The sequence below is a fragment of the Bacillus sp. FSL K6-3176 genome (assembly GCF_038003325.1).
GTDB lineage: Bacteria > Bacillota > Bacilli > Bacillales > Bacillaceae > Bacillus > Bacillus altitudinis.
Genome location: NZ_JBBOOX010000001.1, coordinates 909,992 through 931,789 on the forward strand (window position 1 = coordinate 909,992; position 21,798 = coordinate 931,789).

Annotated in this window: 19 protein-coding genes; 15 read left to right on the forward strand and 4 right to left on the reverse strand. The window is 41.2% G+C overall.

Features of this window, described 5'->3' with window-relative positions:
- Nucleotides 1-8 precede the first annotated feature (8 nt).
- Nucleotides 9-1,547: a bifunctional GNAT family N-acetyltransferase/carbon-nitrogen hydrolase family protein gene (locus tag MHB38_RS04650; RefSeq protein ID WP_025207005.1), complete on the forward strand. Its 1,539-nt coding sequence runs from the start codon at nt 9-11 to the stop codon at nt 1,545-1,547.
- 45 nt (nt 1,548-1,592) lie between these two features.
- On the opposite strand, the gene MHB38_RS04655 is transcribed toward MHB38_RS04650, so the two are convergent.
- Entirely contained in the window at nt 1,593-2,009 is a 417-nt protein-coding gene (locus tag MHB38_RS04655) for a hypothetical protein (RefSeq protein WP_007497062.1), read from the reverse strand.
- 166 nt (nt 2,010-2,175) lie between these two features.
- Between MHB38_RS04655 and MHB38_RS04660 the strand changes: the two genes are divergently transcribed.
- The 11 genes from MHB38_RS04660 to MHB38_RS04710 all read left to right on the forward strand — a co-directional run bounded on the left by MHB38_RS04660 (nt 2,176) and on the right by MHB38_RS04710 (nt 15,854).
- Nucleotides 2,176-2,592 carry a VOC family protein gene (locus MHB38_RS04660; protein WP_008349030.1) on the forward strand — a complete coding sequence of 139 codons (417 nt, stop codon included), beginning with the start codon at nt 2,176-2,178 and terminating at the stop codon, nt 2,590-2,592.
- 82 nt (nt 2,593-2,674) lie between these two features.
- Nucleotides 2,675-3,592 carry an AEC family transporter gene (locus MHB38_RS04665; protein ID WP_007497064.1) on the forward strand — a complete coding sequence of 306 codons (918 nt, stop codon included), beginning with the start codon at nt 2,675-2,677 and terminating at the stop codon, nt 3,590-3,592.
- A gap of 28 nt (nt 3,593-3,620) precedes the next feature.
- Nucleotides 3,621-5,213, forward strand: a complete 1,593-nt coding sequence (locus MHB38_RS04670) for a PucR family transcriptional regulator (protein ID WP_341002580.1) — start codon at nt 3,621-3,623, stop codon at nt 5,211-5,213.
- Nucleotides 5,214-5,454: 241 nt separating this feature from the next.
- Nucleotides 5,455-6,792, forward strand: a complete 1,338-nt coding sequence (locus tag MHB38_RS04675; protein ID WP_341002582.1) for an aspartate aminotransferase family protein — start codon at nt 5,455-5,457, stop codon at nt 6,790-6,792.
- A gap of 326 nt (nt 6,793-7,118) precedes the next feature.
- Complete coding sequence (locus MHB38_RS04680; protein ID WP_017360356.1) at nt 7,119-7,676, forward strand: glycerol-3-phosphate responsive antiterminator; 558 nt, start codon at nt 7,119-7,121, stop codon at nt 7,674-7,676.
- A 215-nt stretch (nt 7,677-7,891) separates the two neighbouring features.
- On the forward strand, nt 7,892-8,707 hold the full coding sequence (locus tag MHB38_RS04685; RefSeq protein WP_008349011.1) for an MIP/aquaporin family protein: 816 nt from the start codon (nt 7,892-7,894) through the stop codon (nt 8,705-8,707).
- A gap of 15 nt (nt 8,708-8,722) precedes the next feature.
- Entirely contained in the window at nt 8,723-10,219 is a 1,497-nt protein-coding gene (gene glpK / locus MHB38_RS04690; RefSeq protein ID WP_007497075.1) for a glycerol kinase GlpK, read from the forward strand.
- Nucleotides 10,220-10,358: 139 nt separating this feature from the next.
- Complete coding sequence (glpD, locus tag MHB38_RS04695; protein WP_017360355.1) at nt 10,359-12,020, forward strand: glycerol-3-phosphate dehydrogenase; 1,662 nt, start codon at nt 10,359-10,361, stop codon at nt 12,018-12,020.
- A 144-nt stretch (nt 12,021-12,164) separates the two neighbouring features.
- Nucleotides 12,165-13,910 carry a phospho-sugar mutase gene (locus tag MHB38_RS04700; protein ID WP_041091804.1) on the forward strand — a complete coding sequence of 582 codons (1,746 nt, stop codon included), beginning with the start codon at nt 12,165-12,167 and terminating at the stop codon, nt 13,908-13,910.
- A gap of 151 nt (nt 13,911-14,061) precedes the next feature.
- On the forward strand, nt 14,062-15,207 hold the full coding sequence (locus MHB38_RS04705) for a GAF domain-containing sensor histidine kinase (protein ID WP_048001775.1): 1,146 nt from the start codon (nt 14,062-14,064) through the stop codon (nt 15,205-15,207).
- Entirely contained in the window at nt 15,204-15,854 is a 651-nt protein-coding gene (locus MHB38_RS04710) for a response regulator (RefSeq protein ID WP_048001774.1), read from the forward strand. The genes MHB38_RS04705 and MHB38_RS04710 overlap by 4 nt, the downstream gene beginning before the upstream one ends.
- Nucleotides 15,855-16,011: 157 nt before the next feature.
- On the opposite strand, the gene MHB38_RS04715 is transcribed toward MHB38_RS04710, so the two are convergent.
- Nucleotides 16,012-16,260, reverse strand: coding sequence for a YhdB family protein (locus MHB38_RS04715; RefSeq protein ID WP_008349000.1), 249 nt, complete (start codon nt 16,258-16,260; stop codon nt 16,012-16,014).
- A 191-nt stretch (nt 16,261-16,451) separates the two neighbouring features.
- Between MHB38_RS04715 and MHB38_RS04720 the strand changes: the two genes are divergently transcribed.
- Complete coding sequence (locus MHB38_RS04720) at nt 16,452-16,772, forward strand: YqzG/YhdC family protein (protein ID WP_375803965.1); 321 nt, start codon at nt 16,452-16,454, stop codon at nt 16,770-16,772.
- 45 nt (nt 16,773-16,817) lie between these two features.
- On the opposite strand, the gene MHB38_RS04725 is transcribed toward MHB38_RS04720, so the two are convergent.
- Together MHB38_RS04725 and MHB38_RS04730 are read right to left on the reverse strand one after the other, a co-directional pair.
- On the reverse strand, nt 16,818-18,293 hold the full coding sequence (locus MHB38_RS04725) for a catalase (RefSeq protein ID WP_035703421.1): 1,476 nt from the start codon (nt 18,291-18,293) through the stop codon (nt 16,818-16,820).
- 160 nt (nt 18,294-18,453) lie between these two features.
- Complete coding sequence (locus MHB38_RS04730) at nt 18,454-18,885, reverse strand: Rrf2 family transcriptional regulator (protein ID WP_035392563.1); 432 nt, start codon at nt 18,883-18,885, stop codon at nt 18,454-18,456.
- 183 nt (nt 18,886-19,068) lie between these two features.
- Between MHB38_RS04730 and MHB38_RS04735 the strand changes: the two genes are divergently transcribed.
- Entirely contained in the window at nt 19,069-20,268 is a 1,200-nt protein-coding gene (locus tag MHB38_RS04735) for a globin domain-containing protein (RefSeq protein ID WP_035392561.1), read from the forward strand.
- 67 nt (nt 20,269-20,335) lie between these two features.
- Nucleotides 20,336-21,760, forward strand: coding sequence for a SpoVR family protein (locus MHB38_RS04740; protein ID WP_374998525.1), 1,425 nt, complete (start codon nt 20,336-20,338; stop codon nt 21,758-21,760).
- Nucleotides 21,761-21,798 lie beyond the last annotated feature (38 nt).

Below are 21,798 nucleotides of genomic sequence, written 5' to 3' on the forward strand. Positions count from 1 at the left end.
AATACATCATGGCAGAAAAACTAGATTTAACGCGATTTGAAAAAAGAATGGTGATTCGAAATATTAGAGAAGAAGATATCGACCGAATCATCACATTGCAAGAGGTATGCTTTCCAGGCATGGACCCTTGGAAAAAAGAGCACCTTGAAAGCCACCTTGAACATTTCCCAGAAGGCCAGTTCTGTGCGGAATTCGAGGGAGAAATCATTGGCTCATGTTCAAGTTTATTAATTAACTTTGATGAATACGATGATCGTCACACATGGCAGGACATCACAGATGATGGATATATCACAAACCATAATCCAGATGGGATGAATATGTACGGAATTGAAGTAATGGTCAGTCCTGAGTACCGCCGGATGAAAATCGGTCATCGTTTATACGAAGCAAGAAAAGATTTAGCGAGAAGATTAAATTTAAAAAGCATCATCATTGGCGGACGTATCCCGAATTATCATAAATATCAAGAAGAAATGACGCCTCGCCAATATGTAGAGCAAGTCATGCTGCACCAAATTTATGATCCTGTGCTATCTTTTCAGCTGTTAAATGAATTTAGCCTGATGCGGATCAATCCGAATTACTTGCCGGATGATAAAGCTTCCAGTACGTACGCAACGCTAATGGAATGGAACAATGTCGATTATCGCCCGCAATCGAAAAGATATTATAAATCGGCGTTCCCAGTGCGAATTTGTGTCATTCAATATGCAATGAAGCAAATTCATTCCTTCGAAGAGTTTATGAATCAAGTGGAGTATTACGTGGATGTGGCATCAGATGCGTCAGCTGACTTTGCCGTTTTCCCGGAAATCTTTACAACGCAACTTATGTCATATTTAGAAGAGAGATCACCAAGTCTAGCAGTGCAGCGGATCACAGAATATACCGAGGACTACATCAATTTGTTTACAGATCTCTCGGTCAAGTACAACATTAATATCATAGGTGGTTCTCATTTCGTTGAAGAGGAAGGGAAAATCTATAATATCGCCTATTTATTTAGACGTGATGGAACGATTGAAAAGCAATATAAGTTGCATATCACGCCGAATGAAAGAAAATGGTGGGGGATTTCAGCTGGTGACCAAGTCCGGGTATTTGATACGGACTGCGGTAAAATTGCGATCCAAATTTGCTACGATATTGAATTCCCTGAGCTTGCTCGAATTGCAGCTGACAAAGGAGCGAAAATTATATTCACTCCATTCTGTACAGAAGACCGTCAAGGCTATTTAAGAGTGCGTTACTGTGCGCAGGCGAGAGCGGTTGAAAATCAGATATATACGGTCATTTCTGGAACGGTCGGAAACCTTCCGCAAACAGAAAACATGGATGTCCAATATGCACAATCAGCCATCTTTGCACCATCTGATTTTGAATTCGCAAGAGATGGCATTGTAGGAGAATGCAACCCGAATATTGAAATGGTGGTTGTCGGTGATGTCGACTTAGAAATATTAAGAAGGCAGCGTCAAGATGGGACGGTTCGTCAGCTGAAAGACCGAAGAAGAGACGTGTACCATATTGAATATAAGAAATAACCAAAACAAGCGCCCCGCAGTTATGCGAGGCGCTTTTCTGTATGTTTACATTTTCTTTAATGCCACTGTAGCAAAATGGGCAATGCTTTTGGCAGCTAAAAATGGAACGTCTGATTTAACAAGAGATTGATAAATCGTTTTTTCTACTTGTTTCCATGTAAGATCAGACTCTTCTAAAAGATTTTTTAAATCAGGTCCTACATGCTGGTTGAAAAACTGTTCAAATTGTTCACGTTTTTCTTGTCCGGCAATCACTTCTAATTTTTGTAGCCACTTTTCTTGTTTTTGGAAAGATTGTTCGATGTTTTGTTTAATGGTGTCTGTTGTTGAAGGAAGCTGAAAATCACTTTCTGCTGTCACCTGCTTCGTTTGAATAGATGCAGCATCAGCTGTCTGTGTAATAGGTGAAGCGAATAAAAGGACAGTGGTGGAGAGCATCAAAGATTTTGCGATTGTTTTCATTAAGAAAACCTCCTAGTTCATTTAGTATTGTGCACGAGATTTATTATACATTTTTGTTAAAATAAGGTAATGAGACTTACCGCTTATTTTTTCATGCGACAAAGGGATGCCAAATGAAAAGACGAATATACTGAATGGAAATGATGTTTTACAAAGGGAGAGGGATATGGGGCGACAATCTAAACATTTGTATATCAATTTGCCGGTTAAGCATGTAAATGAGTCAAAGGCTTTCTTTGAACAGCTGGGTTTTGACTTTCAACAAGAACTGACGAATGAACATGCTGCTTGTTTTGTGATGAATGAGACGATTACCGTCATGCTGTTATCACTTAAGCATTTCCAATCCATTTCAGAGAAGGAATTGGTAGATGCCAGAAATGGCGCAGAGGTCATTATCTCTTTACAGGTCGAGACGAGGGAAGAGGTTGATGAGCTTGTCGAGCGTGCGATCGCAGCTGGTGGTTCACCGTTTAAGGAAAAACAAGACCATGATTTCATGTATGGCTGGAGCTTTCAGGATCGTGATGGTCATTTATGGGAAGTGTTTTATATGGATGAGGAGAGAAGCGACCTTTCATAAGGGTGCTTCTTTTTTATTGATGATCAGTGGTATGATAAGAGGGTAAAAAAAAGGAATTCATCTAGAGAAAAGTAGGTGCTACATGGAGTTTTTACTTGTCTTAATGCCAGTGTTCGGCATATTCCTTATAGGGTATATTGGGCAGAAGACAATTGGTTTTGATATACATACGCTCTCATCAATGTCTTTATATTTAATGTCACCATTTCTTGCGTTTGAAACCTTTTATCAAAATAAAGTATCGATGGACTATGTGTACTTATCAATATTTGTCGTAGGGCTTTGTCTTTCACTTGTTTTATGTGTCTTCATTTTATCTCGAATTTACGGGTATTCGAATGAAACGTATTGCGCCATGATTTTGTCATCAGCATTTATGAATAATGGAAATTATGGCACGCCTGTTGTCCTTCTTGTTTTTGGAGCAGCTGGTTTAGATATTGCGATTGTGCTAATGGTCCTTCAGCAGCTCGTCATGAGTACGATCGGCATGTATTATGCAGCAAAAGGTGGAGAGGACGCGGGAGACTTGAAGGTCGTTCTAAAAAAAGTGCTGCGTATGCCGGTTGCTTACGGGGCTCTTCTTGGTCTATTATTTCAGCTCATTGACCTTTCATTACCTAAAGAGCTTATGACAGGTGTTCAGCTGGTCGGGGATGCAGCGATACCAACGATTATGCTGATTTTAGGTATGCAGCTCGCAGTGATTTCTTTTAAACAAGTGGATTATCGTAATATTTCCTATGCGGTGCTGCTGAAGCTGTTTATCTCACCACTCATCGCATTCGGCTTTACGCTTATTTTACCGGTAGATGATTTGGTGAAACAAATTATGATTTTAGTTGCAGCGATGCCGACTGCGGCGAATACCACGCTGATGGCTGTGCAATTTCGAACGAAACCTGAGTTTGTCTCAAGCACGACGTTTCTCAGTACGATTTTAAGTATTGTGACTTTACCTGTTTTATTATGGATTTTATCCATGCACCCTCTGGGATAGGGGACGGCAAACAAAGGGGGACTTATGAATGAATGTAGATGTTCATTTTCAAGTAAGTGATGTGTTAAAAACGAAGCATTTTACGCATGCGAAAGTGTTAGCTGGGGAAAAGGGATTGTTTCGGCAGGTAAAATGGGTACATGTACTTGAAGTGCCTGCTGTAGAGGATTTGTTAAACGGAGGCGAGCTGATCTTAACGACGGCCGCAGGCTTCCATGATCAATTGGAAGTCTTTCAGGCGTTTTTAAGGCAGTTGATTGACTCAGGTGCGGCTGGATTATGTATTGAATTTGTACCGCTCCGGTTTGATGTGCCAGAAGAACTGATTATTTATGCAGAAGAACGTGATTTTCCGCTAATTCTGTTTACAAAAGAAGTGAAGTTCGTCAATATTACACAGCATCTCCATACGATGATGATTGAGCGTCAGTATCAGATGATGGCGGATTTAGAAACACTGTCGTCCAAGTTGAATGAGCTTTTACTAACTCCTCATCCGCAGATGGATATTTTGGATCAAGTGTATCAGCACGTGAGAGGCATACTACTGCTGATCCCTGTTCAAGGTGAGCCGATTATTTTATGTGATTCATCCAAACAAACAGAAGAGCTTGTGATGAATTATTTGCAATATGCTTCATTACCAAAAGGATATGAAGTGACGCAAAAACAAGTCCTTGCACTCAAACAAACCTTTGCAGACCTCGTCCTCATTCATCAATCGAACACGCTCTCGGAATTTGAACTGCTTGTGATGGATAAAGGAGCGAATGCCCTTGCCCAGCAAACTTTAAGAGAGCTGTATACAGAAGAGCTGAAGAAGACAAAAGAGAATGAATGGCTGCAAAAATGGTTTCATGAAGAGCATACAGAAAGAGAAATCATAGAACACCTTGAGGAGACAGAAGGGCTGAAAAAACCGACCGGCTGTGTGGTGATGCTCTTTCAAAAAAACCACCAAATAGAAGAAATCGCAGGGAATCTTTATTTTCTTGTCTCTTGCCGTTCTATTTTTCAGCGTACTGGTTTCTATTTGATTGTGTACGAGCATCAAGGACAAACCTTATTTATTTTATTGAATACAAGAAAAGTTGAGGACTGGAAAGAGCGTGCAGAAAAAGCGGCAAACGACATCACGCAATTATATGACCGTGAGAAGCCCGGCGAGGCAGTCATCAATTATGGAATCGGTTCATATTGTGAGCAATTTCAGCACATGAGAAAAAGTTTTCAAGCAGCGAAAGAAGTGCTGCATTTAAAGAAAGTGATGCCGCAGCGGGTAGAAAGCCCATTTTATCAAGATTTACATATGCTTCGATTGATGCCTGTCATGAAAGAAAGCGGGTTATTAGAATGCATGGTGAAAGAGTATTTAGAGCCGGTGATTTTATATGATAAACAAAATAGCGGCAGGCTCTATCAGACGCTGAATATCTTTTTACAGACAAACGGTTCTAAAAAAGAAACCGCAAGCCAGCTCTATATTGTGAGGCAGACGCTTTATCACAGATTGGATAAGCTTCATGCATTACTTGGTGAGGATATGATGCAAGCGCCAAAACGTCAAGCGCTTGAATTTGCGATCCTTGCTTATGAATTTTTACAGGGGAATCGCCATTAACGGTATATGTTAGATTTTCCAAGGGATCAAGTAGAGTGTCTCATGGTTCTTTTCAATCAGTTGACGATCTGTCTAATGTAATGTGGCTGGCCCCTTTTTTATAATGAGAGTAACGACACGGGCGGTCTTGTTTCAGTTTCATATGCCTCACTTTTTATCCATATAATGAATGGAGAGGTCATATGCAGGACCGGTTTAAGCTTCTTTGATGATGAAAACGGATACATGGGGGCGTGGGAAGATGAAAACACATAACGCACAAGATCTTCAGGCGAAAGATGATCAGTTCATTTGGCATCATATGAAAGGGACAAACAAAGAAAATGAAAGTATGGTGATTCATGAGGCAGAAGGTGCATGGGTGACAGATATTCATGGAAATCGCTATTTAGACGGAATGTCAGGACTATGGTGCGTAAATGCCGGATATGGACGTAAAGAGCTTGCAGAAGCGGCGTATAAGCAATTAAATACGATGCCTTACTACCCACTGACACAAAGCCATGTGCCAGCGATTCAGCTGGCTGAGAAGCTCAATGAATGGCTAGACGGGGACTATGTGATCTTCTTTTCTAACAGTGGTTCTGAAGCGAATGAAGCGGCATTTAAGATTGCCAAACAATATCATGCGCAAAAGGGAGAGAGTACACGCACAAAATTTATTTCCCGATATCGATCGTATCATGGCAACACAGCAGCAGCTCTAGCCGCAACGGGTCAAGCGCAGCGTAAGTACAAATATGAACCGTTAGGACAGGGGTTTATCCATGTCGCACCGCCTGATATGTATCGTCATCCTGAGGATCAAGAGAATCTGGCAAGTGCTGCGGCAATAGATCAGGCCATGACGTGGGAACTAAGTGAGACGATAGCTGGGGTCATCATGGAGCCGATGATTACAGGAGGCGGTATCTTAATGCCGCCAAAAGGATATTTGAAGAAGGTGAAAGAAATCTGTGAAGATCATGGGGCGCTCCTCATTGTGGATGAAGTGATATGCGGCTTTGGCCGGACAGGAAAGCGGTTTGGATTTATGCATGAAGAGGTAAAACCAGATATTATCACTATGGCAAAAGGGATCACAAGTGGATATTTACCGCTATCTGCAACGTGCGTGAAACGAGACATTTATGAAGCGTATGCAGGAGAAGATACGTATGACAGGCTACGGCATGTGAATACATTTGGCGGTCACCCTGCTTCCTGTGCGGTTGCGCTTGCTAACCTAGAGATCATGAAAAACGAGCAATTAGTGGAGCGGTCAGGCAAGCTTGGCCAAGACATGCTCGATCGTTTGCAAGAGTTAAAAGAGCATCCATTTGTCGGTGATGTGAGAGGAAAAGGCCTGCTGTTTGGGATTGAGCTTGTGCAGGATCAGGCGTCAAAAAAGCCAGCTGATCCAAGTGTAGTCGGTCAATTGATTGCAGAATGTAAAAAGCGGGGATTGATCATCGGGAAAAATAGCGATACAGTGGCTGGCTATAATAACGTGGCACAGCTCGCACCACCGCTAAATATCACTGATGAAGACGCCTCATTCATTATTCATACTTTAAAAGAAAGCATGGCGCAATTATAGCAGAGATTTCTCTGCTTCAGATTGTTGACAAAGGGCTAAAATGAACTTTATTTTAGCCCTTTGTCTTCTTTTCAGCGTGATAGAAAATCTTTGAAGTCTAGGAAGGACGAGCACCAGCACGCAGAACTGACAAAGAATGCGAGGGTTTGTCTACACGCTGTAGCAGAGAGGTTTCTCTGCTTTTTTCTATGTCCAGAAAGGATCAGGTTTTAATCGATCTGCTAGGCTGAATGGTCAATGGGCACACTAGGTGTATTGAAAAAAACATGCGATTCTATTACTGTAAGGAGAAGATAGAACCAATACACATTAGAAGGAGACGGCATATGAGTTTTCATGATCAACCCATTCTACCTGCTGTTCGCAATATGAAGCAATTTGAGGAATTTTTAAAAAGTCCATTTACATATGGGGTCTTACTAGATGTTCATTTAGGGCGGCTTAAGGGCATCATGAATGAGGCGAATGCGCATCATAAAAAAATGTTTGTCCATGTCGATCTCATTCACGGAATCAAACATGATGAGTACGGAACGGAATTTATTTGTCAGGAAATGAAACCAGCTGGCATTATTTCTACTAGGTCTTCTGTCATAGTAAAAGCCAAGCAGAAAAAGGTATATGCCATCCAGCGAATGTTTTTACTTGATACAAGTGCGATGGAAAAAAGCATGGAGTTTGTCGGAAAACATCGTCCAGATTTTATTGAAGTATTGCCGGGTGTCGTGCCAGATTTAATTACAGAAGTGCGCGAAAGAGCTGGAATACCAATATTTGCAGGAGGATTTATCCGAACAAAAGAAGATGTAGAAAGGGCGCTTGCAGCAGGGGCGACAGCTGTCACCACATCGAATACAGAGCTTTGGAAAGCGTTCCAAAAATGAAAAAGATAAAATGTGAAAATTGATTGACAACGTTTTCATCCTCTGATACTATAGCACTAAGTTAATATCATGTGATGGAGAAACGGAGATCCACAACGACGCTTTACTAGGTGACAAATGACCCTGATGTAAAGTATGTTTGTTGTGGGTCTTTTTTCTTTATCTTTTCTACACATTTATAGGGGATGGCAACTGAACCAGAGGAGGAATTTTTCATGACACCATTTTGGGGTGAAGTCGTTGGTACAATGCTTCTGATTATTTTCGGAGGCGGTGTGTGTGCGGCAGTCAGTTTAAAGAAATCGCTCGCTTATCAGTCCGGTTGGATTGTAATCGCTTTCGGATGGGGATTTGCAGTAGCGATTGCAGCTTATGCCACTGGAGGAATCAGCGGTGCACATTTAAACCCGGCGCTGACAATAGGTCTTGCATTAGAAGGAAGTTTTCCTTGGGCTGATGTTCCAATGTATATTGTCGGTCAAATGCTTGGCGCATTACTCGGAGCTATTATTGTCTTCTTACATTACTTACCACACTGGAAAGCGACAGACGATCCAGGTGCAAAACTAGGCGTATTCTCAACTGGTCCTGCGATTCCGCATACTTTTGCAAACGTGCTCAGTGAAGTCATCGGTACATTTGTATTGGTGGTAGGAATTTTAGCGATTGGTGCAAATAAATTTGCAGACGGAGTCAATCCGCTGATTGTTGGTTTCTTAATTGTCGCAATTGGTCTTTCATTAGGTGGTACAACTGGTTACGCAATTAACCCTGCACGTGATTTAGGTCCAAGAATCGCACATGCCATTCTGCCGATTCCAGGTAAAGGTCCATCAAATTGGAAATATGCTTGGGTTCCTGTTGTTGGTCCAATTTTGGGCGGTGCATTTGGCGGTGTTTTCTATAATGCAGCCTTTAAAGCGAACGTCACACCAGCCTTTTGGATTGTAAGCGTTATTTTAGTTGTGGTATTGTTAGGACTCTATGTTTCTACGAAAAACCAGACAAATGCTGTCAATGAAAGTATGTAAGGGGAGGAAAACACCATGGCAAAAGAAAAATATATTCTCGCATTAGATCAAGGGACAACAAGCTCAAGAGCGATCTTATTTGATCAAGAAGGTAAAATTGCACATACAGCTCAGAAGGAATTCAATCAATATTTTCCGAACCCAGGCTGGGTAGAACACAATGCAAATGAAATTTGGAGCTCTGTTCTATCAGTTATTTCAACTGCTTTAATCGAATCAGGAATTGAAGCAGATCAAATCGCCGGTATCGGAATTACGAACCAGCGTGAGACAGCTGTTGTTTGGGATAAACATACAGGCGCACCTGTTTACAATGCAATTGTTTGGCAGTCACGACAAACATCTGGTATATGTGATGAGCTAAAAGCGCAAGGGCACGATGAAACGTTTAGAAATAAAACGGGTCTACTCATTGATGCTTATTTCTCAGGCACTAAAGTGAAATGGATTTTAGACAATGTAGAAGGTGCTCGTGAGAAAGCAGAAAATGGTGACTTGCTGTTTGGCACAATTGATACATGGCTCATTTGGAAAATGACTGGCGGTCAATCACACGTAACAGATTATTCAAATGCATCAAGAACGTTAATGTTCAATATTTACGATCTGAAATGGGATGAAGAACTACTTGATATCTTAGGTGTTCCAGCTTCCATGCTGCCAGACGTCAAACCATCATCACACATTTATGGTGAAACAACAGACTATCACTTCTTCGGTAAAAATATTCCAATTGCAGGAGCGGCAGGAGATCAGCAGTCTGCGTTATTCGGTCAGGCTTGCTTTGAAGAAGGAATGGCGAAGAACACATATGGTACAGGATGTTTCATGTTGATGAATACAGGGGAAAAAGCAATTAAGTCGGATCATGGATTGTTAACGACGATTGCATGGGGCATTGACGGCAAAGTTGAATATGCTTTAGAAGGAAGTATTTTCGTTGCTGGCTCAGCGATCCAGTGGCTGCGTGATGGACTTAGAATGTTTAAAGACTCAAAAGACAGTGAAGCTTATGCTGAGCGCGTTGAGTCAACAGACGGCGTATATGTCGTACCAGCATTCGTTGGTTTAGGCACACCATATTGGGATAGTGATGTCCGAGGCGCTGTATTCGGTTTAACACGCGGTACTTCTAAAGAGCACTTTGTTCGTGCAACGTTAGAATCACTTGCTTATCAAACGAAAGATGTTTTAGATGCGATGGAAAAAGATTCAAACATCTCACTTAAAACATTGCGCGTCGATGGCGGGGCTGTAAAGAATGATTTCTTAATGGGCTTCCAAAGTGATTTGCTCGATGTACCAGTAGAACGTCCAGAAATTAATGAAACGACGGCACTCGGTGCGGCCTATCTTGCGGGAATAGCAGTTGGCTTCTGGAACGACCGTTCAGACATTGCAAAACAATGGAACCTTGACAAGCGCTTTGAACCTAAAATGGAAGAAGACAGCCGTGACTCGTTATACAGCGGGTGGAAAAAGGCTGTAAAAGCAGCTCAAGCTTTCAAATAAACAAAAAGTATGGTATACTTCAAGTAAGTTAATAGAACGGTTGGAGAACTGGAGAGACCGCAAGCACCGAAGTGTAGAAATACGCTTTGGGTGTTTGCGGTCTCTTTTTCTTTACCGTACAACATGGGAGGAACAAGAGATGACTTTTTCTAGCTTAGAAAGAGAACAAATGCTTCAGGACATGACAAAAAAACCATATGATGTGTTTATCATTGGTGGGGGTATTACTGGCGCTGGTACAGCACTTGATGCGGCTTCACGCGGAATGCGTGTCGGTCTTGCGGAAATGCAGGATTTCGCAGCGGGTACGTCTAGCCGCTCAACGAAACTAGTGCACGGTGGACTTCGTTATTTAAAACAATTTGAAGTGAAAATGGTCGCAGAGGTCGGTAAAGAGCGTGCCATCGTATACGAAAACGGTCCTCATGTGACAACGCCAGAATGGATGCTTCTTCCGATGCATAAAGGCGGGACATTCGGTAAGTTTTCAACTTCAATCGGACTTAGAGTATATGACTTTTTAGCTGGCGTTAAGCATAGTGAACGCAGAAGTATGCTAAGTGCAAAAGAGACACTTGCAAAAGAACCACTTGTGAAAAAGGATGGCTTAAAAGGCGGGGGCTACTATGTTGAATACCGTACAGATGATGCACGCCTGACAATTGAAGTCATGAAAGAGGCTGTGAAATTCGGGGCAGAAGCGGTCAACTATGCGAAAGTAAAAGAATTTATTTATGATAAAGGCAAAGTTGTCGGTGTTGTCATTGAAGATGTCACAACACAGAAAACATACGATGTATATGCGAAAAAAATCGTCAATGCGACAGGTCCATGGGTCGATCAGCTAAGAGACAAGGACCACTCAAAAGAGGGGAAACATTTACAGCATACAAAAGGAATTCACTTAGTATTTGATCAATCTGTTTTCCCATTAAAACAAGCAATCTACTTTGACACACCTGATAAACGAATGGTCTTTGCGATTCCAAGAGAAGGAAAAACGTACGTGGGAACAACAGATACCGTTTACAAAAAACAGCTGGAACATCCGCGTATGACAAAAGCAGATCGTGATTACGTGATCAAAGCCATTCAATATATGTTCCCAGATCTTAACATTACAGAGAAAGACGTTGAATCTAACTGGGCTGGTCTTCGTCCACTCATTCATGAAGAAGGGAAAGATCCTTCAGAAATTTCTCGTAAAGATGAGGTATGGACATCATCTTCAGGCTTAATCACGATTGCCGGCGGTAAATTAACAGGTTACCGTAAAATGGCTGAACACATTGTGAATCTTGTACGTGATGGACTGAAAGAGGAAACTGGAAAAGATTTCGGACCATGTAAAACGAAACATATGCCTATTTCAGGTGGGCATGTAGGCGGTTCGAAAAATATGGCATCCTTTGTTCAAGCGAAAACGGCAGAAGGAGCATCCGTTGGTTTGACAGAACCGATTGCACAAAAATTAGCTGAGAAATATGGCTCAAACGTCAGCAATGTCTTCAAGCGTGTAGAGCAGCTTCAAGGGGAAGCAGACAAACGAAACATTCCCGCATATGTGTTGGCTGAACTTGTCTATGCGATCGAAGAAGAATTGGCTGTAACACCTGTCGATTTCTTCTTGAGAAGAACAGGCAGCCTATTATTTAATATCAATTGGGCAAAAACGTATGCACAGCCTGTTGTTGACTATATGGCAGATCGTTTTGGCTGGGATGAAGCGACAAAACAGAAACATCAAACTGAATTAGACCGACTATTCCATGAAGCAGTCGTACCGCTTGATGCTGAATAAGTAAAAAGCCGATCGTGTATCGGCTTTTTTTATTTTGTTCATCGTTTTTTCATATGTTCATGATATAACATGACATGAAGGATAATTCCATATAAAATAACAGTAGATGTTATTTTATTGATGATAAGAGCTGGGAGGACGACCATGAGTTGGAATACGAATTATGAGCGTTGGATCAATGAGAAGCACCTGGATACTGAACTAAGGGAATGGCTGGAGGCACATCAAGATGATCATCAAGCGCTTGAAGACTGCTTCTACAAAAACCTTGAGTTTGGTACTGGAGGAATGCGCGGAGAAATTGGTGCTGGAACGAACCGAATGAATGTTTATACTGTTCGAAAAGCATCTGCTGGTCTTGCTGCGTATATTGCAGCACATGGAGAGGATGCAAAAAAAAGAGGTGTCGCCATTGCCTATGATTCACGCCATAAATCTCCTGAATTTGCGATGGAAGCGGCCAAAACACTTGCTTCACATGGCATTCAAACATACGTATTTGACGAACTGCGTCCGACACCAGAACTCTCTTTTGCAGTTCGAGAACTGAATGCCTTTGCAGGGATTGTTGTGACAGCAAGTCACAATCCGCCAGAATATAATGGCTATAAAGTTTATGGAGAAGATGGAGGCCAAATGCCCCCATTTGAAGCAGATCAAGTCATTAAAGAAGTAGATGCCATCGAAAATGAATTAGCCATTTCAGTGGAATCAGAAGAAGTATTGAAGCAAAATGGTTTGATCCGCATGATTGGTGAAGAAATCGATCAAGCGTATATGGAAAAATTAAAAACCATTCGTGTGCACCCTGAGCTTGCAAAAGAAGTCGATGTCAAAGTGGTGTTTACCCCGCTTCACGGGACGGCGAATAAACCTGTCCGAAACGGACTTCAGGCCTTTGGTTATGAGCATGTGACGGTTGTACCTGAACAGGAAAAACCAGATCCGCAATTCTCGACGGTCACGTCTCCAAATCCAGAGGAGCATGCCGCTTTTGAATACGCCATCAAGCTTGGCGAAAAGCAAAATGCTGATATGTTGATTGCGACAGATCCAGATGCAGATCGATTAGGTATCGCTGTGAAAAATCATGATGGTGAATTTACCGTTTTGACCGGCAACCAAACAGGCGCCTTACTACTTCATTATTTATTATCTGAAAAACAAAAACTAGGTCAACTGCCGCCTCGCCCCGTTGTGATGAAAACGATTGTGACAAGCGAGCTTGGGCGTGCTGTTGCCTCAGCATTTGGAGCTGACACGATTGATACGCTCACTGGCTTTAAATTTATCGGAGAAAAAATCAAGCAGTTTGAAGAAAGCGGAGAATACACGTTTCAATTCGGCTATGAAGAAAGCTACGGCTATTTGATCGGTGATTTTGCACGAGATAAAGATGCAGTTCAAGCTGCGTTATTAGCAGTTGAAGTCGCAGCCTTTTATAAGAAACAAGGCAAGTCATTATATGATGCGCTTGTTGATATTTTTAAGGAATTTGGATTTTACAGAGAAGGGTTAAAGTCATTAACCTTAAAGGGGAAAGTAGGAGCGGAGCAGATTTCTGCTATTCTTCATACCTTTAGATCAAACCCGCCAGCTTCTATCGCTGGTCAGCGCATTACGGTCATTGAGGATTATCAATCAAGTCAAAGGCACCTTGTGGCTGAAAAGAAAGAAGAAACAATTCATCTGCCGGCATCAAACGTTCTGAAATATTTCCTTGAAGATGGCTCATGGTTTTGTTTACGACCTTCTGGTACGGAGCCTAAAGTCAAATTTTATATTGCAGTCAAAGGCACATCGTTAACAGATAGCGAAGAAAAGCTGAAACACTTATCAGAAGAAGTCATGAAAGTCGTCTATGACATTGTGGAAGAAACAGCTAAATAAAATATCAAAAAGCCATCATGTCATGCATGATGGCTTTTTCTCAGTCAAAAGGATGAGAAAAAATCATCCTTTTTGAGAAAGAGCTGCACAGATGCTCATGGTATAATCAACATATTGATCAGAGAGGCAGTAAAAGCCGGGGGTACACACGATGGGAGATTACCAAGAAAAAGTCAAAACATTAAAAACGTTAAAAGAAATTGCTGAAAAGCTAAATGAAGGGATGGAAATGAAGGAAACGCTTCATGAAGTGCTTCATATGCTTATGGAAGTGACAGGTTTTCAAACAGCATGGATTTATTTTATAGAAGAAGACGGATCGTATGAACTAATGGCAGAAGTATGCTTACCTGAAGCACTGGCAAAGGATCGAAAGCAATTGATGTGTCAAAACGATTGCTATTGCATCAACCGTTACACAAAAGGCTCACTGCAATCAGCGACCAATATCATCAATTGTAAACGGATTGAAACGGCGATTGAGCAAAAGCTTGGAGATACAGAAGGAATTACCCATCATGCAACCGTTCCTCTCCAAGCATGTAAGCGTACGTTTGGCTTATTAAATGTGGCGGCAAAAGGGAAGGTCACATTTACACAGGAGGAGCTGAATCTGCTTGAAAGTATTGCACTGCAAATTGGTACGGCTATTCAGCGCATGAAGCTTGTGCAAAATGAGCAGCAGCATGCACTTTTAGAAGAACGAAACCGACTTGCGCAGGATTTACACGATTCTGTGAATCAAATGCTGTTTTCCGTGAGTTTGACTGCAAAGGCAGCGCGTCAAATGACAAGTGATCAAAAATTAGGTGAAATGATTGATTTTATTCAGCATTTATCACAAGATGCCCTCATTGAAATGCGATCACTCATCTGGCAGTTAAGACCAAAAGGACTTGAAAAAGGATTTACGACAGCGATTGAAGAGTATGCACAGCTTTTAGGTCTAAATTGTTCATTGTCTTTATCAGGCTGTATGGAAATAGATCATTCAAAGCACGAGACCTTATTTCGCGTATGCCAAGAAGCTCTAAATAATTGCCAAAAGCATGCGGGTGTTGAGAAAGTAGAGGTCAAACTGGAGCAATCAGGAGATACGTTTGGTATGAAAATCATCGATCAGGGAAAGGGATTTCAGTATGATGAACAAATGAGTCTTCCTTCACTTGGATTGAAAGGGATGGCTAAACGTATTCGTAGGGTGGGAGGTACATTATGTATCAACTCTGAGCTAGGGAAAGGAACCACGATTCATGTGAAAGTCCCATTTTCTCAAGAAAGGAAGGGATTGTCATGAGAGTAGTCATTGCAGATGATCATCATATTGTCAGAAAAGGGCTGGTCTTTTTCTTGCAAACCCAGCCAGATGTAGACATCGTTGGTGAAGCATCCAATGGAGAAGAGGCACTACAGGTAGTGAGGCAGACAAAGCCTGACATTGTCTTGATGGATCTCTCTATGCCTGTAATGAATGGGATTGAGGCAACAAAGCAAATGACACTCGACATGCCGGAAGTCCGCATTGTCATCCTGACAAGCTATGCAGATAAGGACTATGTCATCCCTGCTATCCAAGCGGGAGCGAAGGCTTATCAGCTCAAGGATGTAGCACCTGAAAAGCTTCTCACGACAATGATTGAGGTGCAAAATGGTACGTACCAGCTAGATGGTCATATTACAGCGTTTCTTGTCCAGCACCTAACAGAACCTAAAGAGCAAAAATGGACATTGATGAACGAACTGACCAATAGAGAACGTGATGTCTTATTTGAAATTGCGAAAGGGAAAAGTAACAAAGAAATTGCCTCATCGCTTTTTATTTCTGAAAAGACTGTGAAAACTCACGTGTCTCATGTGTTATCAAAGTTAGAGCTGGCAGATCGAACTCAGGCCGCTCTATATGCGGTAGATTATCAAAAAAATCAGCCGAAAGAGCTGTTGTAAACAGTCATGGTGGACATTCCAAAAGACTTCATGAGTATCTCTCGTGAAGTCTTTTCTTCTTTATGAAAGGCGGTTAGTAAAAGGCTGAAAAGAAAACAAAGAGCTAAAATAAAGTTCATTTTAGCCCTTTGTCAACATCGAAAATCAACCTTTTCCTTTATGTGTACATCGGTTCAGCATATGCTTCAGCAACGGCAGCCTCTGAAGCATGGTCGATATACTGCAGGAGCCCATATAAACATTTTTCAACATCAGCATCGTTCCGGTTAAATTGATACGCATGTAAGAAATGCTCAATACGTTTTGAGAGCAAATCATCTTGCGTACGGACCATAAGAATAAGTAAATTATCCCATTGCGAGCGATGCGTATAATAAAGTGCTTTATCATAATCCGCCACATTCATTAAACCTTCTCCTTTCCCTTGAGAAGTCCTCATTAGTTTGCTCGGATCAGGTCGACTTTTTCAGGGGAAAAGTTGGTGTCTGCATAAACAGGGTACCGGGAATTATAGGCTGAATAAATGCTTGATGTATGAAAAAGAACCAACCAGCAAAACCTAAACAAAATAGACATGAAAGTGAGAATATTGATATTATGCACCCGAAATTATGGATGCTTTTTGCAGCAGGAATTATTTTATTTGGCAGTCTGATGATTCATCCATCTTCACAAGCAGCTGTGCAGCCGGCAGAGAATTGGGAAAGACTTGCGTATACTGCCTTGCAAGATGAATATGAAGGCGCCGCTTTAAACGATTATCATTACATTGGACGTACACAAGTGAATGAAGATCAAACAAAAGATGTGTTTCGCGTGACCGTGAAGGAAGGATCCACACGATTTGCAGCACATGCAGAAATTTATTTTCATCCAGTGACGGGTCATTTGATTAGTATTAACGTATTTCGGCTATAAAAAAGCACCTCTTTTAAAAAGAGGTGCTCCAGCTGAAAAGAAGATTTATTTCATGCTTCCTTGAAGATATGAGCGAATATCCACACCGAGTGAATCCGCTAAACGCTGTCCGTAATCTTCATCTGCACGATAGAAGTTACAGATCGCAAGTAATTTCGTTTTTTCATTTACGTCTTTCAAGTCAGCTGTCAAGTTTTTGATCAATGCTTGTTTCTCTTCTTCAGAGTAGCTTCGATATTTTTCTCCAGCTTGTTTGAAATCGTTTGGTTTTTCGATTTTTTGTCTCACCATACGGTCACCGTGAAGAACCGGTTCACTTTCTTTGTAGTGAGGGTTTTCTTTTGGCTGATCGTCATAACGGTTTGGTTCATAGTTAATATGACCGCTTGGACGAGTTGTTGTCATAAAGCCATCTTGTTGGTTATTGTGAACAGGCGCATAAGGACAGTTCACTGGGATGCGCATGTAGTTTGCACCTAGGCGGTGACGCTGCGTGTCAGGATAAGAGAACAGTCGGCCTTGAAGCAGTTTGTCTTCAGATGCTTCAATTCCTGGTACTAGGGCACTTGGCGTGAAAGCAGATTGCTCTGTTTCAGCAAAGAAATTTTCTGGATTGCGGTTCAGTGTCATGCGGCCCACTTTTTGCAGCGGATAATCTTCCTCGCTCCACGTCTTCGTCGGATCACATGGATCATAATCTAGTTCATCATAATCACTGAGCGGCATAAGCTGAACGTAAAGATCCCATGCTGGATAATTTCCTTTTTCAATACGATCATACAAGTCTCTTGTCGCATGCTGGAAGTCGTTTGCTTGGATTTCTGCAGCTTCTTCCATCGATAAATTGCGAATGCCTTCTGATGGTCTCCAGTGGTATTTCACATATTTTGTTTCTCCGTATTTGTTTACCCATCTAAACGTATGAACACCAGAACCGCGCATTTCAGCGTAGTTCGCAGGAATACCTTCGTCAGAGAAGAGCCATGTGAGCATGTGAGTGGATTCAGGTGTTAACGTCATAAAATCCCAATAACGGTCAGGATCTTGAATGTTGGTTACAGGATCTGGCTTGAGAGAGTGAACCATGTCAGGGAATTTGAGTGCATCACGAATGAAGAAGATCGGCAAGTTGTTCCCAACTAGATCATAGTTGCCTTCTTCTGTATAAAATTTGACAGCGAAACCACGAGGGTCACGTAATGTTTCAGGTGAACCTTTAGGGTGAATAACCGTTGAGAAACGGACAAAAACATCTGTTTGTTTTCCTTCTTCACTTAAGAAGGCTGCTCTTGTATGTTTCTCCATGCTATTTTCTACTTCAAACACACCATAAGCGCCGGCGCCTCTTGCATGAACAACACGCTCTGGAATACGTTCACGGTCAAAGTGTGCAAGTTTTTCAATCAAATGGTAATCATCAAGGAATGAAGGCCCTCTGTGACCAGCAGTTCTTGAGTTTTGATTATCGCCAACTGGCACGCCTTGATTCGTTGTCAAATTTTTATGATTAGAATTTGTCATTCTTTTTCTCCTCCTGTAAACAAAAAATGGTTTCTAGCAATCTATATACCCTAATTATATTGAATCAAACATGATAGTCAATATTTATTTATAATAATTTTAAATAAATTATTATTACAAGGAGGTAAAGAAAAAGACGAAAGAAATAAATTCTTTCGCCTTAGAGCAGAAGCTCTCTTAGAGCATCTTTGTTTTGTGTTAAATCACTTAATGTGTATTGGTCAAGAACGTTTAAATAAGCAGTGAGTGCTTCATGAAGTACGTGCTTTAATGAACAAATCGGGGAGATAATACAGCTGTTTTTCTTCGGATCAAAGCATTCCACCATGACTAAATCATCCTCTGTATATCGGACAACCTCACCAATATTAATGCTTTCTGGGCTTTTCCCCAGCCTAATTCCACCATTTCTTCCGCGGATCGTTTCTACATAACCACGTTTTCCTAGATGGTAAATGACCTTTGTCAGGTGATTTTTCGAAATGCCATAAATATCGGCAATCTGCTGAATATTTGACAGTTCATTGTTTTCTCTCGAAGCTAAATAAATGAGTACCCTTAATGAGAAATCTGTATAATTCGTAAGTTTCATTTGGACGACCTCTAAACCTAATAGAGTTTTGTATCATCGTAACACATTTTAGACAAAAACTGTTCGAGAATGTATTAAATGTGACAACATTTAAAACATGTATTATAAATATTGCTTTTATACGTTGTCTTCCATTACGATAAAGATGTATTTAAAATACATCTTTTGAAAGAAGGAATAACGATGTTATCCACAGATCAAATGAATGCCATTAAACAATCAGCCCCTCTTCTAAAAGCTGAGGGAACAAAACTTGTGACAGTTTTTTATCAAAATATGATCAGACAGCATCCAGAGCTACTCAATCAGTTTAATAAAACAAATCTCATGAATGGAAGCCAGCCAGAGGCGCTTGCCGCAACACTCTATCAAGCTGCACTGCACATTGATCGCTTGGCAGACTTGTTACCTACTGTGAAACAAATTGCCCATAAGCATGTCAGTGTCATGGTGAAAAAAGAGCAGTACCCAATCGTCGGATATCACCTTCTTGAAGCAATGAAAGAGGTATTTGGGTTATCAGAGGAAGATGACACATTGTTGGCTTGGAAGGCTGCATATGACATCATTGCGAATATATTCATCACCATTGAGGCAGAAATGATGGCTGAAAATGTGAAACAAACGGGTGGATGGGCAGATGTCAAACCGTTTATTCTGAAGAAAAAGAAACAAGAATCTCCATCACTCATTTCCTTTTATTTCGTACCAGAGGATGAATCTGAGCTACCAATGTATGAAGCTGGTCAATACATTACGGTGCAGGTAGATATGCCGGGTGAAGCCTATGTATGCAGCAGACAATACAGTTTATCAGATCAATATCACCCATCTTACTATCGCATCACCGTGAAACGAGATGGGCATGTCTCCACATTCCTGCATGATGAAATGAGAGAAGGCGATATTCTTCACGTGAGTATGCCGCAGGGAATGTTCTGCTTGCAAGATGACACAAAAGAACCCGTTTATTTGATTAGTGCCGGTTCTGGTGTCACACCAATGATTGGTTTAGTGAAAACAGCGTCGCATAACAATCAGCCATTCACGATGATTCATGCAGACAGACTAGAGGATGTAACCGCTTTCGAACAAGAGTTTGAACACGTTCTCACTTCATCTCCAGAGGGGCGTATTATCCTTTGTAACGAACAATTTGAAAAGAGTGGAAAGAGTGATCTGGTTGAGAAGGTGGCTACGCGGATTGACCGACCTTTCCTTCAATCAGTGATTGGTGAAGGAAAAGGCCAATTTTATGTTTGCGGTTCTCCAGCATTTACTCAAGAGATGATCCTTATTCTAAAAGCGATGGACATCCCAGAAGAGAATATCCATTTTGAAGCGTTCGGCGGGCAGTCCATGAAAGAAATGGAAGTCGTCTAAACAACTGGCTGAACATCATGTTTTTTTAGGTACGCTCATATAGTAGGGATAAGTCCGATGAGGAGGGATGGTTTCCTTGAGCGTATCTGAAAAGCGTCTTTTACAACGAGCCATTGATGAAATTACAGAAATTGCAGAAGGATTTGGTCTGGATTTTTATCCGATGAGGTATGAAATCTGTCCCGCGGAGATTATTTATACATTCGGTGCATATGGCATGCCAACACGATTTAGCCACTGGAGCTTTGGAAAGCAATTTCACAAAATGAAGCTTCATTATGATTTAGGATTAAGCAAAATTTATGAGCTGGTGATTAATTCAAATCCTTGCTATGCCTTTCTCCTTGATAACAATTCGCTTGTTCAAAATAAACTAATTGTGGCTCATGTCTTGGCACACTGCGATTTCTTTAAAAACAACTGCCGTTTCCAAAACACAAAACGAGATATGGTGGAAAGTATGTCAGCGGCAGCAGAGCGAATTAAAGAATATGAACATATCCACGGTACAAAAGAAGTCGAGTCCTTTTTAGATGCTGTATTGGCATTGCAGGAGCATATTGATCCGTCGCTTGTTCGTTCAAAATTAAGCTGGAATCTCGACGATGAAGATGAATATGAAGAGGACAAACCAAAACGTCAAACGCCATATGATGATTTGTGGGGAATGGATGAACCGAAAACACGTGAGAAAAAGAAAACGATCAAGCAATTCCCCCCAAATCCAGAAAAAGATATTTTGCTCTTTATCGAGGCACACTCCCGGGAGCTAGAGCCTTGGCAGCGGGATGTGCTGACGATGCTGAGAGAGGAAATGCTCTATTTTTGGCCACAGCTAGAAACGAAAATCATGAATGAAGGCTGGGCATCGTATTGGCACCAGCGGATTATGCGTGAACTTGATTTAGATTCAAGTGAATCGATTGAATTTGCAAAATTAAATGCAGGTGTCGTGCAGCCATCTAAGACAGGAATCAATCCTTACTATTTAGGGCTGAAGATTTTTGAAGATATTGAAGAGCGCTACGATCATCCATGCGAGGAATTAAAAAAAGCAGGAGTGACGGAAGGGTCCGGTCGCAGCAAAATGTTTGAAGTGCGAGAAATTGAATCAGACATTTCTTTTATTCGAAATTACTTAACGAAAGACCTTGTGATGAGGGAAGATTTGTACTTGTTTCAAAAGCAGGGGAGAGACTATAAAGTCATTGATAAAGAATGGAAGGCAGTCCGTGATCAGCTAGTCAGCATGAGGGTCAATGGCGGCTTTCCGTATTTGACAGTCATTGATGGCGACTATTTAAAAAACAACGAACTCTATATTAAACATTGGTATGAAGGCATTGAGCTTGATCTCAAATACTTAGAAAAGGTGCTTCCATATTTGTATCAGCTATGGGGAAGAAGTGTGCACATCGAGTCAGTTCTTGAAGGAAAAGAAGTGATGTTTTCATACGATGGAAAAGGGGTTCATAGGAAGTATCTCACTTAATGATCAAAAAAAAGATGTCTACGACTAGACATCTTTTT

What these genes read in the sequence shown, in the direction of transcription:
- MHB38_RS04650 (WP_025207005.1), top strand. Translation starts at nt 9, where the DNA reads ATGGCAGAAAAACTAGATTTAACGCGATTTGAAAAAAGAATGGTGATT.
- MHB38_RS04705 (WP_048001775.1), top strand. Translation starts at nt 14,062, where the DNA reads ATGGGAGATTACCAAGAAAAAGTCAAAACATTAAAAACGTTAAAAGAA.
- MHB38_RS04710 (WP_048001774.1), top strand. Translation starts at nt 15,204, where the DNA reads ATGAGAGTAGTCATTGCAGATGATCATCATATTGTCAGAAAAGGGCTG.
- MHB38_RS04660 (WP_008349030.1), top strand. Translation starts at nt 2,176, where the DNA reads ATGGGGCGACAATCTAAACATTTGTATATCAATTTGCCGGTTAAGCAT.
- glpD (WP_017360355.1), top strand. Translation starts at nt 10,359, where the DNA reads ATGACTTTTTCTAGCTTAGAAAGAGAACAAATGCTTCAGGACATGACA.
- MHB38_RS04715 (WP_008349000.1), bottom strand. Translation starts at nt 16,260, where the DNA reads ATGAATGTGGCGGATTATGATAAAGCACTTTATTATACGCATCGCTCG.
- MHB38_RS04680 (WP_017360356.1), top strand. Translation starts at nt 7,119, where the DNA reads ATGAGTTTTCATGATCAACCCATTCTACCTGCTGTTCGCAATATGAAG.
- MHB38_RS04675 (WP_341002582.1), top strand. Translation starts at nt 5,455, where the DNA reads ATGAAAACACATAACGCACAAGATCTTCAGGCGAAAGATGATCAGTTC.
- MHB38_RS04700 (WP_041091804.1), top strand. Translation starts at nt 12,165, where the DNA reads ATGAGTTGGAATACGAATTATGAGCGTTGGATCAATGAGAAGCACCTG.
- MHB38_RS04685 (WP_008349011.1), top strand. Translation starts at nt 7,892, where the DNA reads ATGACACCATTTTGGGGTGAAGTCGTTGGTACAATGCTTCTGATTATT.
- glpK (WP_007497075.1), top strand. Translation starts at nt 8,723, where the DNA reads ATGGCAAAAGAAAAATATATTCTCGCATTAGATCAAGGGACAACAAGC.
- MHB38_RS04670 (WP_341002580.1), top strand. Translation starts at nt 3,621, where the DNA reads ATGAATGTAGATGTTCATTTTCAAGTAAGTGATGTGTTAAAAACGAAG.
- MHB38_RS04740 (WP_374998525.1), top strand. Translation starts at nt 20,336, where the DNA reads ATGGTTTCCTTGAGCGTATCTGAAAAGCGTCTTTTACAACGAGCCATT.
- MHB38_RS04720 (WP_375803965.1), top strand. Translation starts at nt 16,452, where the DNA reads ATGCACCCGAAATTATGGATGCTTTTTGCAGCAGGAATTATTTTATTT.
- MHB38_RS04735 (WP_035392561.1), top strand. Translation starts at nt 19,069, where the DNA reads ATGTTATCCACAGATCAAATGAATGCCATTAAACAATCAGCCCCTCTT.
- MHB38_RS04655 (WP_007497062.1), bottom strand. Translation starts at nt 2,009, where the DNA reads ATGAAAACAATCGCAAAATCTTTGATGCTCTCCACCACTGTCCTTTTA.
- MHB38_RS04665 (WP_007497064.1), top strand. Translation starts at nt 2,675, where the DNA reads ATGGAGTTTTTACTTGTCTTAATGCCAGTGTTCGGCATATTCCTTATA.
- MHB38_RS04730 (WP_035392563.1), bottom strand. Translation starts at nt 18,885, where the DNA reads ATGAAACTTACGAATTATACAGATTTCTCATTAAGGGTACTCATTTAT.
- MHB38_RS04725 (WP_035703421.1), bottom strand. Translation starts at nt 18,293, where the DNA reads ATGACAAATTCTAATCATAAAAATTTGACAACGAATCAAGGCGTGCCA.